The sequence below is a fragment of the Pseudomonas sp. TUM25319 genome (genome assembly GCF_056388475.1).
This window is the reverse complement of record NZ_CM150751.1, coordinates 912,126-928,826: the sequence shown is the minus strand read 5'-3', so window position 1 is coordinate 928,826 and position 16,701 is coordinate 912,126. Positions and strand designations below refer to the sequence as shown.

Annotated in this window: 12 protein-coding genes; 8 read left to right on the top strand and 4 right to left on the bottom strand. The window is 64.5% G+C overall.

The window, feature by feature from the left end:
* Nucleotides 1-51: 51 nt before the first annotated feature.
* Nucleotides 52-3,939, bottom strand: a complete 3,888-nt coding sequence (locus tag AC05QJ_RS04390; protein ID WP_476745766.1) for a dermonecrotic toxin domain-containing protein — start codon at nucleotides 3,937-3,939, stop codon at nucleotides 52-54.
* 158 nt (nucleotides 3,940-4,097) lie between these two features.
* Here AC05QJ_RS04390 and prmA point away from each other — a divergent pair, with 158 nt between their 5' ends.
* The 8 genes from prmA (at nucleotide 4,098) to AC05QJ_RS04350 (ending at nucleotide 14,599) form a co-directional block, all read left to right on the top strand.
* Nucleotides 4,098-4,985 carry a 50S ribosomal protein L11 methyltransferase gene (prmA, locus tag AC05QJ_RS04385; RefSeq protein WP_476745765.1) on the top strand — a complete coding sequence of 296 codons (888 nt, stop codon included), beginning with the start codon at nucleotides 4,098-4,100 and terminating at the stop codon, nucleotides 4,983-4,985.
* 49 nt (nucleotides 4,986-5,034) lie between these two features.
* Complete coding sequence (locus AC05QJ_RS04380; RefSeq protein WP_476745764.1) at nucleotides 5,035-6,411, top strand: DUF3426 domain-containing protein; 1,377 nt, start codon at nucleotides 5,035-5,037, stop codon at nucleotides 6,409-6,411.
* Nucleotides 6,412-6,631: 220 nt separating this feature from the next.
* Nucleotides 6,632-7,645: a tRNA dihydrouridine synthase DusB gene (gene dusB, locus AC05QJ_RS04375; RefSeq protein ID WP_476745763.1), complete on the top strand. Its 1,014-nt coding sequence runs from the start codon at nucleotides 6,632-6,634 to the stop codon at nucleotides 7,643-7,645.
* On the top strand, nucleotides 7,642-7,962 hold the full coding sequence (gene fis, locus AC05QJ_RS04370) for a DNA-binding transcriptional regulator Fis (protein WP_003186237.1): 321 nt from the start codon (nucleotides 7,642-7,644) through the stop codon (nucleotides 7,960-7,962). The genes dusB and fis overlap by 4 nt, the downstream gene beginning before the upstream one ends.
* Nucleotides 7,963-8,040: 78 nt before the next feature.
* The gene (purH, locus tag AC05QJ_RS04365; protein WP_476745762.1) at nucleotides 8,041-9,642 is read left to right on the top strand and encodes a bifunctional phosphoribosylaminoimidazolecarboxamide formyltransferase/IMP cyclohydrolase; all 1,602 of its coding nucleotides are present in this window, start codon (nucleotides 8,041-8,043) and stop codon (nucleotides 9,640-9,642) included.
* A 108-nt stretch (nucleotides 9,643-9,750) separates the two neighbouring features.
* Complete coding sequence (gene purD, locus AC05QJ_RS04360) at nucleotides 9,751-11,046, top strand: phosphoribosylamine--glycine ligase (protein ID WP_476745761.1); 1,296 nt, start codon at nucleotides 9,751-9,753, stop codon at nucleotides 11,044-11,046.
* 136 nt (nucleotides 11,047-11,182) lie between these two features.
* Nucleotides 11,183-13,960 (top strand): hybrid sensor histidine kinase/response regulator, encoded by a 2,778-nt coding sequence (locus AC05QJ_RS04355; protein WP_476745760.1) that lies wholly within the window; start codon nucleotides 11,183-11,185, stop codon nucleotides 13,958-13,960.
* 42 nt (nucleotides 13,961-14,002) lie between these two features.
* Nucleotides 14,003-14,599, top strand: coding sequence for a MarC family protein (locus tag AC05QJ_RS04350; protein ID WP_262130199.1), 597 nt, complete (start codon nucleotides 14,003-14,005; stop codon nucleotides 14,597-14,599).
* On the opposite strand, the gene AC05QJ_RS04345 is transcribed toward AC05QJ_RS04350, so the two are convergent.
* From AC05QJ_RS04345 to AC05QJ_RS04335, 3 genes are read right to left on the bottom strand one after another with little or no spacing between them, the layout of a single operon-like run.
* Nucleotides 14,596-15,210 carry a hypothetical protein gene (locus tag AC05QJ_RS04345; protein WP_476745759.1) on the bottom strand — a complete coding sequence of 205 codons (615 nt, stop codon included), beginning with the start codon at nucleotides 15,208-15,210 and terminating at the stop codon, nucleotides 14,596-14,598. The genes AC05QJ_RS04350 and AC05QJ_RS04345 overlap by 4 nt on opposite strands.
* A gap of 25 nt (nucleotides 15,211-15,235) precedes the next feature.
* Nucleotides 15,236-15,877 (bottom strand): hypothetical protein, encoded by a 642-nt coding sequence (locus tag AC05QJ_RS04340; protein ID WP_476745758.1) that lies wholly within the window; start codon nucleotides 15,875-15,877, stop codon nucleotides 15,236-15,238.
* Between the two features lie 56 nt (nucleotides 15,878-15,933).
* Nucleotides 15,934-16,629 (bottom strand): hypothetical protein, encoded by a 696-nt coding sequence (locus tag AC05QJ_RS04335; protein WP_476745757.1) that lies wholly within the window; start codon nucleotides 16,627-16,629, stop codon nucleotides 15,934-15,936.
* Between the last annotated feature and the right edge of the window lie 72 nt (nucleotides 16,630-16,701).

Sequence of the window (16,701 nt, the reverse complement as noted above, 5' to 3'; positions counted from 1 at the left end):
GTTGAATGAACAGAAGCCCCGGGCGCGAAAGCAACCGGGGCTTCTGCTTTTTCAGTCCAGAACGTGCAGCGCCAACGCCTGCTGATCGATCCGGACCGCACTGGCGACCTCACCCCGAGGCGTGCGCACGGTACCGTCAGGTCGCTGTACGAGCGGTTCCAGCCCGAAGCGCTCCATGAAACGCCGCCCTCGCTGCGCAATGGCACTGGTCGCCCCCGCACGCGCCTCCCGCAGGATCGGGTTCACGACATCCTGAACCGCAGAGCCGCCCGTGGTGAACACCGTGGTGACACCTTCGGCCAGGTCGAGGGAAACACCATAGGTATTGCCAAAGCAGGATGACCAGGACCAATGATCCCAGGCCGCGCTGATGCCCTTTTGTGCCAGCAAGGACTTCATCGGCCCCCCGATGTCGGCGCCACCCGAAAGCCAGTCACCGCCCACGAGCACAGCCTTCAGCTCGTTGCCCTGCTGATGACCGATGTGCGCCAATGCGCTGTCCAGCGCACTCTGCGCCAACTGGCGGATGTTGTGATCGACATGGATCACCGCGCCCATGCGGGTCGCCGGGTTGTACAGGCTCGCTACCACGCACGTCTGCGCGTTCAGCGAATACAGGTAGTTGTCACTGGCCCCGCTCCGGAACCGGCCGATCACCCCCTCGCCCTGCAAGGCACCCCGCACCGGTGCAGGGTTGCAGCGATCCGGAAACGCCGCCGCCACTCGCGACACCCGCCCCAGGTAGCGCACGTCGCCACCGCCACCACCACGCAAGCCGATCGTCGGGTTGAACACCCAACGTCCCCAGCCATCCTGATGAATCGGCAACTTGTACGCTGCGTTGGGCGACCGCGGATCAACCAGGCGCAAGGTATGGTTGTCAGCGTCGTGCACCACCTCGAACCATCGGCCATTCTGACGAACGCAGCGCAGTCGCGACCCTGGCTCCGTGGAGGCATACACCCCACGCCAGAGCCCGTCGGCCTCCAGAGCCTGCAGGTTTTCCGGAGTTCTCCGCAGGGCTTTGCGCTTGTCCAGCAACAGCGGCTCATCCGTCATACCGTGCCCGGAGGCCGGACGTTTCGGGTCGATCATCCGGACCCGCGGATCGAGTGGTTTCGGACACCCCCAGACCGCAGCCCGGAACGTCATCCACCCTAGCGGCAAGGCCATGCCCCACAGTCCCATCATTACGTCCCGCCAATGCTCGACAGCCCCGTCGGGATCGTCCTCCTGGGCCGCCTTGAGCACATTCGCCGCGCCCATCACCACATAGGCTACGTCCAGCGCCACGCCCAGCGGGGGAAAGGCCAGGCTCAATGGCATCGCCGCGTACACCAGCCCCTTGGTCACAAGGCTCATGATGACTTCGTGGCGACTGTTGCTGACGGCCTCGACATCGTCGATATGGCTCTGCAGGTAGTCGTTGTATTCGTCCCGCAGATCGGTGACCGGGGCACCAGCATCCGCCCCATCCCGCTCGACCTTGCGCTCGGCCAGCAGCAACAGGCGCCTGGCGACCACCTCCCGGTCCTGGAATCGAACCCGCCCCAGGTAGTAGTCGTGCATGGCGCCGGCGCGCGCACCGAGGAAGCTGCTGTACTTGCGGAATGTCAGGCTGTCGGGGGCCAATGGCGTGTAGAGCCAGTGCTCCACCCGGCTGTCGCTCTCCACACGCAGGACATACAGGCCCACCGCCGGACGCCCGTTAATCACCAGGCGCCTCATTTCGCCCTGCAACTGCCCCCGTGCCAGCCTGCCGATGAAAGCAGACAAGCTCTCCGACTGAGCAGGCTCGATGAATCCCTTGGCCTGAGCGACCTGCACGTCCCTGATCATCGTCGTTGCGATCCATTGTCCATAGAGCGCGCGGCGCGGTGCATAGTCCGACGCCGTCTCGTCCAGGAACGCCTTGCGCAGTGTGTCGGCATACCGCTCTCCCAGATAGGCCCGCCGCACGTAGTGCGTCAACTCGGCGGCACGCAGCTTCGAGACGTCCTGCCCCACGGAAGAGCGCACGCCCAGGCGCGGGTTATCCAGCCCCCAATTGTCGTCGTAGCCGTACAACGCCAGGTCCAGCAGTGACAGCGTTCGCTTGGGGTTGGCATCGTTCAGGCCCGGAATGAAGTCGAACAGAAGGGTTTCCGGCTCGACGCGCTCGGTCACCCCCTGCTCTCGCAGATACGCCGCGCTGTCCGCCTCCACCGTACGCCGGGCAAAGTCCCGATAGGTTTCCCGCGCCCCCATGCGCTGCTGAAGCTGCTCATCGAGCAGGCGCAAATCTTCGTTGATGCCGGCGATCAACTGCCGCCGGGCGAGCGGCAACTCGCAAAACCAGCGGGGCGCCTCGTGGAAATCGACCCATTGCAGATGATTGGCCTGGCGAATGGCGAGCGTCCGGGCAACGCACTGGCGATACCCCATGAGCGGCGCCCGACGATCCTGCAGCAGATCCCACGACTCCGCCCGCTCCACCGCCTCGATGAAGAACTGCCGGGTTCGCACCTGATCGACGCTGTTGATCAGCCCCAACAACCAGGCACGCCCCGCTTCGTTCTCTACCCAGCGGCCCAGCTCGACCGAGACCTGGCGCATCGACGGCAACTCGATCCACTCCTGACCGTCCGGCTTGTCCGGGGCGTAGATCACCAGCGGCAGAGACGAACCGGGATAATCCGCTGCGGTGAACAGCAGCGGGCCTGCCAGTTGCAGGTCGGAGAACAGCAGCAGCCCCGTCACGTCGCCCTGATCGCGACCGTCCTCGAGCGTGCGCATGACCCGCTCATGGCTCTCGGCACTGAGATGCCCGCGACAGCGAGCGATAAATGCACTTTGCCGCAGACGGACGTCGTACAGCTCGCTCAATAGCGTGTCGAGTTCCGGGTTGCGGTAGGCCGCACGGAGCCGGTTTCGGTAGCCGCTGCGCGGGTCCATATCGGCCAGCAGCCGATCGATGAACCCGGGCGTCAGCAGAGCGCCCGGCCCTGCCGACGTCTGCAGCACCTCCCGGCGTTTTTTCTCCGACGGCAGGTACGGCCCCTCCATCGCCAGCGAGACCAGCGAAGTGGTGCGGCTCGACGGCACGCCGTTTCGAAGGTGCTGGGTGCGGACCTGCAGCCCGGCGGCGTCAATCTCCAGGCCCCACTCTGCGAGCATGACTTGCTCCACGCACTGCTGCGTGTAGGTCTGCAGCGATGACACGTCAGCCAGCAACCGTCGCACCTGGTTCTGAAGCGTCAGGGCACGCACCTGGAATTGCTTCAGCCCGGCCTGATCGTCTTCACCCAGACCGCTGAACCAGTCGCCGAGCACGGAGTGGGCAAGGCGCGCCATCAACGTCCGCTCTTCGGTGGTCAGACCGCCACCGGACCTGAACGCTTCGCGCCAGTCCGCCTCGGCTTCCTCGATACAAAGGGCCAGGCTCAACGGGTCCTTCGGCGTCTCGCCCAACGACTGGAACAAGGCATCGACCACGGCACAGTGCGCTTCCAGGCACTGGCGGAACACCAGGCCAATGCCACGGCGCGCGTCCAGAGTCGCCGGCCTTGCCTCCCAGCGACGCCATAGCGCCTGCTTGTAGTCATCGAGGATGCCACTGGCCACTCCTTCGATCACCTGCTCCATGACCTGATAGCGCTCATCCGGGCCGACCGGCGTCTGCTCGGCCGACCACCTGAGCGGGCCATGCAGATCGGCATCGTAGTCGGGCAACCTGCCGTCGATCAGGCGCTGCAACAACGCCCTGAACAAAGCCTGCAGGAACGGACGGGCAATCTGTCCCTGCGGATGGTAGGTGCGCAAGTGCACCAGCAGACGCTCCTGGGCGCAGGCGGCGAACCCGCTGTGCTCACGCCAGAACGATTCGGTCCATTTTTCCCAGGCGGTCAATTGATCCAGGGGCGATTGGGCACGCGGCGTTGAAGCAGTGTCGTCACTCATGATCCGGCTCCTCGATGAACAAGGCGCCGAGTCTGAGCGCAGGCAGGACGGTGAAGGGCCTACATAGTTAACGCGCCGCGAAGCCCCCCTTATCCACTTTGTCGCGGACCTGGCGTAAACTGCCGGGTTTTTGCAGCGCTGCGCTCGAAGGTACTGTCATGCCATGGTTACAAGTTCGTCTGGCCATCACCCCGGAACAGGCCGAAACCTATGAAGACGCCCTGCTCGAAGTAGGTGCGGTTTCCGTGACCTTCATGGACGCCGAAGACCAGCCGATCTTCGAGCCCGACCTCAACACCACGCCGCTGTGGTCCAACACCCACCTGCTGGCGCTGTTCGAAGCCGACGCCGAGCCCGAGGCGGTGTTCGCCCACCTGCAGCTGCTCACCGGCGCCGCGCTTCCGGAGCATCACGCCGAAGTGATCGAGGACCAGGACTGGGAACGCAGCTGGATGGACAACTTCCAGCCCATGCGCTTCGGCCAGCGCCTGTGGATCGTGCCGAGCTGGCACGCCGCGCCGGAGCCGGAGGCGGTCAACCTGCTGCTGGACCCGGGCCTGGCCTTCGGCACCGGCACCCACCCGACCACCGCCCTGTGCCTGGAATGGCTCGACGGACAAGACCTCAAGGGCAGCGAAGTGCTGGATTTCGGCTGCGGCTCGGGCATTCTGGCCATCGCCGCGCTGCTGCTGGGCGCGCGCCGCGCCGTCGGCACCGACATCGACGTGCAGGCACTGGAAGCCTCCCGCGACAACGCCGGTCGCAACGGCATCGCCGACGCAAACTTCGCCCTGTACCTGCCCGAGCAGATGCCGGCGATGCAGGCCGACGTCCTGGTGGCCAACATCCTCGCCGGCCCGCTGGTCTCCCTGGCCCCGCAACTCAGCGGCCTGGTGCGTCCGGGTGGGCTGCTGGCGCTGTCGGGCATCCTCGCCGAACAGGGCGACGAAGTGGCCGCCGCCTACGCCGCCGATTTCGACCTGGACCCGATCGCCGTGCGCGATGGCTGGGTAAGGATCAGTGGCCGTCGCCGCCAGGGTTCGTAAGCCGTTAATGCACTAGGCTCTGTATGTCCATCCCACCCCGGATCACCGCATGACCGACACTTTCGTCACCCAGTGCCCGCATTGCCAGACCAGCTTTCGCGTCAGCCACAATCAACTGAGCGTGGCCCGCGGCATGGTGCGGTGCGGCAACTGCCTGCAAGTGTTCAACGCCGCCCGTCAGTTGCTGGAGCAGAACGCCGCGCAACAAGCGCTGCTTGCACCGGTGCCAGCCCCCGTACCCGATGCAGCGCCGCCAGTGGCTGCCCCCGAGCAGGCGGCACCGGAGGCGCCCGCCGTCGAAGTCGCGCAGACCGCCGGGGCACCGATCATCGCCGAGCCTGCGCTGGAACCGCCCGTCGCCCCGGCCAAGACCTGGGATAACGTCGACCTGGACCTCGACCAACTCGACCTCGACCGCGAACTGGCGCGCCTGGAACAGCGGGAAATCCAGCCCAGCATGATGTTTCACCCCGCGCCGCGTCGCGAAGACAACCTCAGCGCCAAGCGCGACGACCCACAGGGCGACGACCTGCTGGAAGCCGGCCTGTTCGGCACCCCGGCGTCGGAGCGCGAGCCTGCGGAGGTCGTGGAGCCGGGCGAACCGCTCCTGATCGAGCCGCCGCTGCAGCTGGACAGCCGCGAACCGGACGATGAGCCGATGCCGGGTGATCGTACCGAGCCATCGCTTTCGCTGGACCTGCAAGAGCCGGAAGAACACCTGCCGCCGCCGACCCGCGCCCTCGATGACGACCAGGACGACCCGAGCGATAACGCGCCGCGCCTGTCGGCCCGCGATGACGACGACAGTGACGACCTCGACGCCGGCGATCGACGCGACCCTGAACTCGGTGCGATTCCCGACGCTCCGCGCCCCGCCCGCAATGATTCGCTGGTGGACCTGGTCGACGACCCCCTGCAGTTGGACTGGCAGAAACCGCGCAGCAATGTCGGCCGGCGCCTGCTCTGGCTGTTCCTCATCCTGCTGGCTGCCGCCGGATTGGCCGGCCAGTACATCGCCTACCACTTCGACGAACTGGCCCGTCAGGACCAGTACCGCCCCTGGTTCCAGCAGGTCTGCCCGACACTGGGCTGCGAGGTACCGTCCAAGGTGGACATCGCCCGGATCAAGAGCAGCAACCTGGTGGTGCGCAGCCATCCGGACTTCAAGGGTGCGCTGGTGGTCGACGCGATCATCTACAACCGTGCGCCCTTCTCGCAGCCGTTCCCGCTGCTGGAGCTGCGTTTCGCCGACCTCAACGGGCAACTGATCGCCAGCCGGCGCTTCAAGCCCGCCGAGTACCTCAGCGGCGAACTGGCCGGCAAGGCCGAAATGCCCAGCCAGACCCCGATCCACATCGCTCTGGACATCCTCGATCCGGGCCCGAAAGCGGTGAACTACAGCCTCAGCTTCCGCTCGCCCGAGTGACAGCAGCGGCAAGCTGCAAGCTTCAAGCCACAAGAAAAAGCAGCTCCCGTGCGCCGTTGCTCTTTCTTGCAGCTTGAAGCTTGAGGCTTGTAGCTGGTCGCCCAGGCGCCCCAACTGTTCAGATTTTATCCAGATTCATCTTTATCCGGTCATCGAGAGCGGGTATCATGCCCACCCTTTTTCGAACTCCAATGATCCGGCCCCACAACAGGGAACTCCTATGTCGGCGGTACGCATCGGCCCCTACACACTGCAGAACAACCTGATCCTCGCCCCTATGGCCGGGGTCACGGACCAGCCTTTTCGTCAGCTCTGCCGACGAATGGGCGCGGGCCTCGTGGTGTCGGAAATGGTCAGCAGCGACATGAGCCTGTGGAACAGCCGAAAATCGCGCCTGCGCATGATCCACGAAGGTGATCCCGAGCCCCGCTCGGTGCAGATCGCCGGTGGCGACGCGCAGATGCTCGCGGCGGCGGCCCGGGCCAATGTCGAGCTGGGCGCCCAGATCATCGATATCAACATGGGCTGCCCGGCAAAAAAAGTCTGCAACAAGGCCGCCGGCTCTGCTTTATTGAAAGATGAGGCGCTGGTCAGCGAGATTCTCCACGCGGTGGTCGCCGCCGTGGACGTCCCGGTGACCCTCAAGATCCGGACCGGCTGGGACCGGGACAACAAGAACGGCCTGACCGTGGCGAAGATCGCCGAGGCGGCCGGGATCCAGGCGCTGGCCGTCCACGGCCGCACCCGCGCCGACCTGTATACCGGCGAAGCCGAGTACGACACCATCGCTGCCATCAAGCAGGCGGTGTCCATCCCGGTTTTCGCCAATGGCGACATCACCTCGCCGCAAAAGGCCCGCGCCGTGCTCGACAGCACCGGCGTCGATGGCCTGCTGATCGGCCGCGCCGCCCAGGGCCGGCCCTGGCTCTTTCGCGAGATCGAGCATTACCTGCGCACCGGCGAGACATTGCCGGCGCCGGGGCTGGAGGAAGTGGAACGGATTCTGCTGGAGCACCTGGCAGCGTTGCATGCCTTCTACGGCGATGTAATGGGCGTGCGTATCGCCCGCAAACACGTTGGCTGGTACCTGGCAACGTTACCGGGAGCCAGGGAATTTCGCGCCCGGTTCAATCGTTTGGAAGACACACACGCGCAGTGCGCCGACGTTCGCCTGTTCTTCAGCGAACGCCAACAGAGCCTTGAGACAGAGGACGGACAAGGGGTGGCCGCATGACGATGATGACCGAGACTTTAGTGAGTGGAACAACGCCCGTGAGCGACAACGTCAACCTGAAACAGCACCTCAATACTCCCAGCGAAGAGGGCCAGACCCTTCGCGGAAGCGTGGAAAAGGCGCTGCACAACTATTTCGCCCACCTCGAAGGCGCTGCTGTCACGGACGTGTACAACCTGGTGCTCTCGGAAGTCGAAGCGCCACTGCTCGAAAGCGTGATGAACTACGTCAAGGGCAACCAGACCAAGGCCAGCGAGCTGCTTGGGCTGAACCGCGGCACCTTGCGCAAGAAACTCAAGCAGTACGATTTGCTGTAAGCACGAATCCCAACCAGAAAAGGCGACTCCCCGTGAGATCGCCTTTTTTGCTGACTCCACCGCGTTATGGAATCTGAAATGACCGACCAGACTACCCGCCTGCCGATCCGCCGTGCCTTGATCAGCGTTTCCGACAAGACCGGGATCCTCGAATTCGCCCGTGAGCTGCAAGGCCTCGGCGTCGAGATCCTGTCTACCGGCGGCACCTTCAAGCTGCTCCAGGACAACGGCGTCGCCGCGGTCGAAGTCGCCGACTACACCGGCTTCGCGGAAATGATGGACGGCCGGGTCAAGACCCTGCATCCGAAAATCCATGGCGGCATCCTCGGCCGTCGCGGCACCGACGACGCCATCATGCAGGAGCACGGGATCAAGCCGATCGATCTGGTCGCCGTCAACCTGTACCCGTTCGAAGCCACCATCTCCAAGCCGGGCTGCGACCTGCCGACCGCCATCGAGAACATCGACATCGGCGGCCCGACCATGGTCCGTTCCGCGGCCAAGAACCACAAAGACGTCGCCATCGTGGTCAACGCCAGCGACTACGCCAGCGTGCTGGAAAGCCTCAAGGCCGGTGGCCTGACCTACGCCCAGCGCTTCGAGCTGATGCTCAAGGCATTCGAGCACACCGCTGCCTACGACGGCATGATCGCCAACTACATGGGCACCGTGAACCAGGCCGCAGAGACCCTGAGCACCGAAGGCCGCAGCGAATTCCCGCGCACCTTCAACAGCCAGTTCATCAAGGCCCAGGAAATGCGCTACGGCGAGAACCCGCACCAGAGCGCGGCGTTCTATGTCGAGGCCAAGCCGTCCGAAGCCGGCATCGCCACCTCCGTGCAACTGCAGGGCAAGGAGCTGTCGTACAACAACGTGGCCGACACCGACGCCGCGCTGGAGTGCGTGAAGAGCTTCGTCAAGCCGGCCTGCGTCATCGTCAAGCACGCCAACCCGTGCGGCGTTGCCGTCAGCCCTGAAGGCGGCATTCGCCAGGCCTACGAACTGGCCTACGCCACCGACACCGAGTCGGCCTTCGGTGGCATTATCGCCTTCAACCGCGAACTGGACGGCGAAACTGCCCGCGCCATCGTCGAGCGCCAGTTCGTCGAAGTCATCATCGCCCCGAGCGTCAGCGAAGAAGCCCGCGCCGTGGTTGCCGCCAAGGCCAACGTCCGCCTGCTGGCCTGCGGCGAGTGGTCGGCCGAACGTGCCGCTGCCTGGGACTACAAGCGCGTCACCGGCGGCCTGCTGGTACAGAGCCGCGACATCGGCATGATCACCGAAGGCGACCTGAAAGTGGTCACCCAGCGTGCACCGACCGAACAGGAAATCCACGACCTGATCTTCGCCTGGAAAGTGGCCAAGTTCGTCAAGTCCAACGCCATCGTCTACGCCAAGAACCGCCAGACCATCGGTGTCGGCGCCGGTCAGATGAGCCGCGTCAACTCCGCGCGCATCGCCGCGATCAAGGCCGAGCACGCCGGCCTGCAGGTTCAGGGCGCGGTCATGGCCTCGGACGCGTTCTTCCCGTTCCGTGATGGCATCGACAACGCTGCTAAAGTGGGCATCACCGCCGTGATCCAGCCAGGTGGCTCGATGCGCGACGCCGAAGTCATTGCTGCCGCCGATGAGGCGGGAATTGCGATGGTATTCACCGGCATGCGCCATTTCCGTCACTGATACGCCCCCTGTGGGAGCTGGCTTGCCAGCGATGAGGCCGGAGCAGGCACCTTGCCCTCCGGCCTCTCCCATAAAAGCCAACAGCATTAGCGTCATCGAGGTTTTGACATGAACGTTTTGATCATCGGCAGCGGCGGCCGTGAGCACGCCCTGGCCTGGAAAGTCGCCCAGGACCCGCGTGTCGAGAAAGTCTTCGTCGCCCCCGGCAACGCCGGTACCGCCACCGAAGCCAAATGCGAGAACGTTGCCATCGACGTCCTGGCCCTGGAGCAACTGGCCGACTTCGCCGAGAAGAACGTCGCCCTGACCATCGTCGGCCCCGAGGCACCGCTGGTCGCCGGTGTCGTCGACCTGTTCCGCAAGCGCGGCCTGGACTGCTTCGGTCCTACCGCTGGCGCCGCCCAACTGGAAGGCTCCAAGGCGTTCACCAAGGACTTCCTGGCTCGCCACAAGATCCCGACCGCCGATTACCAGAACTTCACCGAGATCGAGCCTGCCCTGGCCTATCTGCGTGAAAAAGGCGCACCGATCGTGATCAAGGCCGACGGCCTGGCCGCCGGCAAGGGCGTGATCGTTGCCATGACCCTGGCCGAAGCCGAAGACGCCGTACGCGACATGCTCGCCGGCAATGCCTTCGGTGACGCCGGTTCGCGGGTGGTGATCGAGGAGTTCCTCGGCGGCGAGGAAGCCAGCTTCATCGTCATGGTCGACGGGGCCAATGTGCTGCCAATGGCCACCAGCCAGGACCACAAGCGCGTCGGCGACGCCGACACCGGCCCGAACACCGGTGGCATGGGCGCCTACTCTCCGGCGCCAGTGGTCACCGCCGACGTGCACCAGCGCGTGATGGACCTGGTGATCTATCCGACCGTGCGCGGCATGGCCGAAGAAGGCAACGTCTACACTGGTTTCCTTTATGCCGGTCTGATGATCGACAAGGCAGGCAACCCCAAGGTCATCGAGTTCAACTGCCGGTTCGGCGACCCGGAGACCCAACCGGTGATGCTGCGTCTGGAATCGAGCCTGGTACTGCTGGTCGAGGCCGCGCTGGCCAAGGCCCTGGACAAGGTCGAAGCGGTATGGGATCCGCGTCCTAGCCTGGGCGTGGTGCTGGCGGCAGGCGGCTATCCTGGTGATTACGCCAAGGGCGCACCGATCAAGGGCCTGGGCGCCGCTGCCGCGTTGCAGGGCAAGGTGTTCCACGCCGGTACTGCGCTGAAGGACGGCCAGGTCGTCACCAGCGGCGGCCGCGTGCTCTGCGCCACGGCCCTGGGTGATACCGTCGAGGCCGCGCAGCAGCAGGCATACCGCCTGGCTGCCGAAGTCGACTGGGAAGGCGCCTTCTATCGCAAGGACATTGGCTACCGTGCCATTGCTCGCGAGCGCGGCGAGCACCAGGAGTAAGATCGCCGGAGCGGGAGCGCAGCGCCCTGGCGTCGCGGCTCCCGACTCGTCGCCAGCCCCGGGCCGGGCGCTTGCCTTGGGCTTGGCACGCCGCGCATAGTGGTACACCGGCATTCAGTCAGGAAGGGAAATCGTCGTGCGTTGGCTCAGGATTGCCATTGGAACCATCGTCAGCCTGCTGACCCTGCTCTGCCAGTCTCCGGCAATCGCCGAGCCGGGCAGCGGTTGGTCGGTATTGCTCGATAGCCAGGCCAATCTGCAACTCGGTGACATCCGTTCCGAGCGCTACCGCAACCAGTTCAGTCCCATCGAACTCAGCCAGCTCAACGCTGCCGCGCCCAACCAGGCGCTCTGGCTGCACTACCGGCTGCCGCCCGACCAGCACGAGCAGGTCATCCGCATCTTCGCTCCCGACCTGTCGCGCCTGGACCTGTACATCCTCGATGGCAACAACCTGCTGCAGCAGAATCATAATGGCCGTCGCAACGAAAGCGGCCTGCTGACCCTCAGTAGCAGCGACCACCTGCTGTCCCTCCCTGCCAGCTCCGTCGCGCTGGACGTCTATCTGCGACTGGTGTCCGAACACCAGTTGCGCCCCGGCATCAGCCTGCTCCCTGCCGTCGAGGCCGCCGCCGACCAGCGTCGTCCGCTGCTGTTCGGCCTGCTGTTCGGTTGCCTGGGCATGCTGGCGCTGCACAACCTGACGCGCTTTGCCTACTCACGCTCGGCCACCAGCCTGTGGCTGGCCGGCTATCACGTCCTGATGCTGCTCAGCGCGCTGATCCTGCTCAACCTCAGCGGCCCGTGGAACCTCTGGCACGCCGCGCAGACCCCCGCCGCGTACCTGACGGTGTTGCTCGCCACCCTGTGTGGACTGGCCTTCACCCAGCGCTTCTTTGCCCCACTGGGGCGCACGCGCGTCACCCATTTGCTGCAGGGACAGATGCTGCTCGTGGTGTTCTGCGGCCTGTTGCTGCTGTTCGTCGATACCCTGCCGCTGAACCTGATGACCTATGCCCTGGTGGCGCTGGGCTGCCTGAGCATGCTGGCAGTCGCCGCCTGGCATTGGCACAAGGGCTTCGCGCCGGCACGCCTGTTCAGCCTGGGCATGCTGATCTTCACCTTCGGTTGCCTGGTGGTGCTGCCCGCCCTGCTCGGCCTGACCCGTACGCCAACCCAGTGGCTGCTGTTCATCCTGCTGGCCCTTACGGCATTCAGCGGCCTGTTGCTCAACCTGTCGGTGAGCGAACGCCTGCGCCACATCAACGAGGCGCGCTTCAGTGCCAGCCGCGACCTGGCCGCGAGCAACGCCGAAATCAACGCCAAGGCCGAGTTCCTGGCGAAAATCAGCCACGAGATCCGCACACCGATGAATGGCGTGCTGGGCATGACCGAACTGCTGCTGGGCACGCCGCTGTCGGTCAAGCAGCGCGACTACGTGCAGACCATCCACAGCGCCGGCAACGAGCTGCTGACCCTGATCAACGAGATCCTCGACATCTCCAAGCTGGAGTCCGGTCAGATCGAACTCGACGACGTGCAGTTCGACCTCAACGCCCTGATCGAAGACTGCCTCGGGATCTTCCGGGCCAAGGCCGAGCAGCAGAACATCGAACTGATCAGCTTCACCCAGCCGCAGGTACCGCGGGTCATCAGCGGCGATCCGACGCGCCTGCGCCAGGCCATGCTCAGCCTGCTGGACAACGCCCTGAAGAAGACCGACAACGGCGAGATCCTCCTGGTGGTGGCCCTCGACCAACGCGGCGTCACCCCTCGCCTGCGCATCGCCGTGCAGGACAGCGGCGAAGCGATGCAACCGGTCGACCGCGATGCACTGCTGCAGGCCGAGCTGCACAGCAAGCATTTCCTCTCCAGCAACAGCCTCGGCGGCCACCTGGGCCTGGTGATCGCCAAGCAGTTGATCACCCTGATGCAGGGCGAATTCGGTATCAAGACCAGCCACAACCAGGGCAATACCCTCTGGCTGACCCTGCCGCTAGACCCGGAACGCCTGGAACAGCCGACCACCGATCTCGACGCCTCGCTGCGTGGCGCCCGGGTGCTGGTGGTGGACGACAACGACACCTGCCGCAAAGTGCTGGTACAGCAGTGCGGCGCCTGGGGCATGAACGTCAGCGCTGTTCCCTCCGGCAAGGAAGCGCTGGCCCTGCTGCGCACCAAGGCGCACTTGCAGGACTACTTCGATGCGGTGCTGCTGGACCAGAACATGCCCGGCATGACCGGTATGCAACTGGCAGCGAAGATCAAGGAAGACCCGAGCCTGAACCACGACATCCTGCTGGTGATGCTTACCGGCATCAGCAATGCGCCGAGCAAGATCATCGCGCGCAATGCCGGGGTCAAGCGCATCCTGGCCAAGCCAGTGGCCGGCTACACGCTCAAGACCACCCTTGCCGAGGAACTGTCCCAACGCAGCAAGGCGCCGCCGTCCGGTCTGGTCCCGCCCCCCCGGCCCGCGCCCATGGAGCTGCCGGCCGACTTCCGCATCCTGGTGGCCGAAGACAACAGCATTTCCACCAAGGTGATCCGCGGCATGCTCGGCAAGCTCAACCTGGAGCCAGACACCGCCAGCAACGGCGAGGAAGCGCTCAAGGCGATGAAGGCCAGGCACTACGACCTGGTGCTGATGGACTGCGAAATGCCAGTGCTCGACGGTTTCTCTGCCACCCAGCAACTGCGTGCCTGGGAGGCCAGCACCCAGAGCCCGCACACACCGGTGGTGGCGCTCACCGCGCATATCCTCGCCGAGCACAAGGAGCGCGCGCGCCTGGCCGGAATGGACGGACATATGTCCAAGCCGGTGGAGCTGTCACAACTGCGCGAGCTGATCGAACACTGGGTCAACCAGCGCGAACAGTCCCGCGCCTCCGCCGATGCGCCGCTGTCGCACTGATACACTTGCCCCCGCCTTCCCCTTTTTTCGCGAGCCCCGACCATGCTCCATGAGTTGTTCAGCGTTTATCTGAAAATGCTCGTGCTCTACAGCCCGTTCTTCGTGCTGTCCTGCTTCATCAGCCTGACCCGTGGCTACTCCAGCAAAGAGCGCAAGCATCTGGCGTGGAAGGTGGCAATGGGCGTGCTGATCGCCAGCGTGCTCTTGTACCTGTTCGGGCGAGTGATCTTCGGCGTCTTCGGCATCACCGCCGACGCCTTCCGCATCGGCGCCGGCAGCGTGCTGTTCATTTCGGCGCTGGGTATGGCCCAGGGCAAATCGGCGGTCCAGACCGACAACGTGCAGCAGGACGTGACCATCGTGCCGCTGACCATTCCCCTCACGGTCGGCCCCGGCACCATCGGTGCCCTGCTGGTAATGGGCGTCGGCCAGCCGCACTGGGACGACAAGCTGCTGGCCATTGTCAGCATCGCCCTGGCCAGCTTCACCGTCGGCCTGGTGCTCTATCTCTCCAACCGCATCGAACGCATTCTCGGCGACCAGGGCTTGCAGATCGTCAGCCGACTGATGGGCCTGTTCGTCTGCGCGCTGGCGGCACAGATCATTTTCACCGGGATCAAGGGATACCTGGTTTCCTAAAGCGCGATGATCCTCTTTTCAAATCCTGACTTCAGGCTTCTGAGCACGCGGGACTTGAAGTCGTTCTCGAAAACGCCGACATCGAAACGCACCAGCTCGGCCCGGACCTCGACGACCACGCGCTCCCGGGACAGGAAACCTGACCGCAGCTGTTCTTTGGCCAGCCCTTGCTGATAAAGCACCAGGTTCACATGGTAGGCACTGGCGCTCTGGCACGGAATCAGGCGGAACGTCTGACTCTCGAACGAGCGCTGCTCGAAATGGAACAGCGCTGCGCGGTTATCGTGCAAGGCGTTCACCGCCCACTGGGTGGAGTCGCGAAACCCCGGGCCGGCAACATCGATGGCCGCCAGCGCAGACTCGACCACGGTACGCCGGGCCGCACGATCATCACGCTCCAGCGGAAGCTGTATATCCCAGCCCAGGTATTTGAGCTGATTTCGGTAATGGGTGTATGGATCGATCGTGGAGCCTTCTCGTATTACATCAGTCGTCGCTTTCTCGGCGAAGAGCAGCGCCAGTTGTACGTTTTCCCGCATGGCGGGCGTCATGCCCGACATGAAGGACACCAGGCTGTTCCCTACTACGGAACCGCTCGCAGGATTCGTCATCATGTATTCCTTTGCCCGTTACCGGTCAATGAAGGGTGCGGCTGACAGGTAGCCCCGGATGAGGCCCGCCCGGCAGGCCAGACAGAAGAGGACCCGGCTCGAACATTGCCCCCTGAAAGCTGATATCGCCGCGCAACAAAGCGCCAGGGAAGGCCGTCAGCAGCCAGTCGGTGCCGACCGGCAGGTCGATGTCCAGGGCGACATGGCACAAGCTGAGCGTCGGGCCGGGCAGAATCAGGCCCAGCTCGACCATCAGGCGGGAGCCACTGTCCGAGCGCTGCAACCCACGGCGGGATAACTGCGCTAGTGCCGGTTGCGCCGGATCCAGGGCCGCCACGCAACGATCAAGCAGGTCGGCATGCTCGGGGTGCACAGCGCCAAGCCACAAGAGCAACGGCTGCAGAGGTGAGATCAGGCCACACCGCTTGCTGCTCTCCACGCTCTGGCAACTGTGTGCCACGTTCCACCCCTGATCGGCCAACGCCCTGCGACAGGCCCGAAACCAACGCTGCGGAGACTGAAAACGCGACCCCATGCTCCCGCGTGCGCATCGCTGCGCCTGGTCCAGCGTTGCCAGCACCTCACGCACGTGATGCGGCGGCACCTGAGGCGCAGCCACCAGCAGACTGCCGCCAACGACCCACATCGTGTATCCCTCGACATCCATGCCCGTTCTCCCGAGTCAGCCGTGAGAGCCGGGTGGCGTTAGCCACCCTGGCCAAGTCAGATCTCGTATGCGGCGATCTTCGCTTTGGCGTGATTCGCGAGCTTGGACTCGACCTCCTCGCGCCGGTCCTTGTAGAGCGAGCGATTGAATACCCAGGCGGCAATCGCTTTATAGGTCGTCGTTGTGGAGGCATCCCAATCGAAGAACAGCACATCCATGTCGCTGGTTCGGGACATGCTTTGCAGGGCGCCCATGGCCAGGATCACTTCCCCGCTGTCGAGCTGCCGGCAGACGCCGAGGCCCACGGTCGCGCTTTTGCGCTCCTGCACATTGCGCTTGAAGAAGGCGAGCGCCGTCTCATCCTTGGCCAGCCGCTGCAGCGCGTCGCTGGCCACAGTCCCCAGCACGGCCGCAGCCGTTGCGCCACCGGCCAGGCTCGCCGCGGCAGTACGTACCGCCGCGAGCGCGACATTGGACAGCTTCATCGACTGCTGGCTGGCCTCTTCCCGGTCATAGCTGTAATGGATACGTGTCCAGCCGCAGTCTTGCATCACCTCGAGAAAATACGTAAACCAGATCTCGTCGGGACGCGAAGCGTTGGCCCTCTTGTTCGCGACCAGATTGGCCAGCAGGTAGGAGTTTTTGACATCGACACGGTCTTGCACTGACATGCCAGCGCCAAAGGCCAGAAGAGAAGTGTCCACCACGGCGGCGGAATCGAGATTTACCAGTTGCTGATTTTGCTCGGTCATTGCGTCGTCCTTCTGATGTTCCCTTCACGACGAAGGGAACATCACGCTACCGGGCAATCAGCGCAAGGTCAG